The sequence below is a fragment of the Meridianimarinicoccus zhengii genome, from assembly GCF_003254465.1.
In the GTDB taxonomy this organism is placed as follows: domain Bacteria; phylum Pseudomonadota; class Alphaproteobacteria; order Rhodobacterales; family Rhodobacteraceae; genus Meridianimarinicoccus; species Meridianimarinicoccus zhengii.
The window spans coordinates 1-1476 of record NZ_QDFI01000168.1; the positions used below are offsets into that span (position 1 = coordinate 1).

Consider the following 1476-nt stretch of genomic DNA (forward strand, 5'->3'; position numbering starts at 1 on the left):
GGCGCCGCCGCCGATGCGCGCGACCAGCGGCGCCGGGTCGGCGGGCGAGCCGTTGTCCACCACGACCGTCTCGGCCGTGCCGGGCCGGGCGGCCAGTTGCGGCACCAGCGCCGCGAGGCAGCGTTCCAGGCGGACCGTGTCGTCATGGTGCGGGATGATGACGGCGATACGGGGTCGGGGGGACGGGTCGGCGGAAGGATCGGCGGACGGCCCGGCGGAAGGATCGGCCTGCGGCGCGGCCGGGTGGCCGGATCGGGAAGGGGGCGGTTGCATGTCGAAAGGGATCCATCGTCAAGACACCCCCGCCTTGTCGCAAATCGCGGCGGGCTTGCATAGCGCCACGGGACCCGCACCGCGGGCCGCCGCCGGAGTCTAGGCGCGGGGGCGTTGTCCCTGTATAGCGGGCGGGTTCCGTCTGTTTGCAAGTGAGATATCGTATCATGGTCGAGGAATTTTCGCACACGCCGCGGCACGGGCTGGGCGTCGTCATCGTCACCTTCAATTCGGGCAGCGAAGCGGTCGATTGCGCGGAGACGCTGCTGGCGTCGGCCGCGGCGGCGGGGGTGGCGCTGCGGGTCGTGCTGGTGGACAACGATTCCACCGACGACACGGTGGCGCGGCTGCGCGACTGGGCGTCCGGCACCGTCCCCTACGCGGTGCCGGCGGACCTGCCCTTCGTCCACGGCACCGTGCCCAAGCCCCTGCCGCTGGCCGAGGGCGGGCCGGACCTGCCGCCCGATCCGGACACCCGGCTGACCCTGATGCAGACCGGCGTCAATCGCGGGTTCGCGGGCGGGGTGAACGCGGGGCTGTCCTATCTGGCGGGCTGTCCCGATATCGGCCATTTCTGGGTGCTGAACCCCGACAGCGTGGTGGCGCCGGGGGCGGTGGCCGCGCTGGTGGCCCGGCTGGCCGATCCCGCGCCTTATGGCCTGCTGGGCGGGCGGGTGACCTATTACGAGACGCCCGACCGGATCCAGATCGACGGCGGCACGGTGAACTGGCGCACCGGCGTGACCGGCAATCTCGGGCGGCGCCAGTCCCATGCCGCGACGCCGCCGCCCGACCCGGCGCGGATCGATTTCATCATGGGGGCGAACATGGTCGCCTCGCGCGCGTTCTACGACGCGGCGGGCCCCATGCGCGAGGACTACTTTCTCTATTACGAGGAGGTCGACTGGGCGATGCGGCGCGGCGCGCTGCCGCTGGATTACTGCGACGGGTTCCGGATCTACCACCGCGCGGGCAGTTCCATCGGCTCGCCCACGCCGGAGCGGCTCGCCTCGCCGTTCTCGCTCTATTTCAAGCACCGGGGCCGGATGAAGTTCCTGCGCCGGTTCCGGCCCCGCAGCCTGCCCTTCGCCACCGCCTTCACCCTGGCCTATGCCGCGCGGCTCGTGCTGCGCGACCGGGCCCCGGCCCATGCCGCGGCGGTCCTGCGCGGGGCGTTCATGCTGGCGCCGCCCGCCGGCGTGC

General features: G+C 72.6%; 2 protein-coding genes. One reads left to right on the forward strand and one right to left on the reverse strand.

Translation table 11 applies throughout. The features are described from left to right. On the reverse strand, window positions 1-273 hold a 273-nt coding region (locus DDE13_RS22365; protein ID WP_369333214.1), incomplete at its 3' end, for a glycosyltransferase family 2 protein. A gap of 167 nt (window positions 274-440) precedes the next feature. Between DDE13_RS22365 and DDE13_RS22370 the strand changes: the two genes are divergently transcribed. Next, the coding region (locus DDE13_RS22370) for a glycosyltransferase family 2 protein (protein WP_111406392.1) at window positions 441-1476 on the forward strand (1036 nt) is incomplete at its 3' end.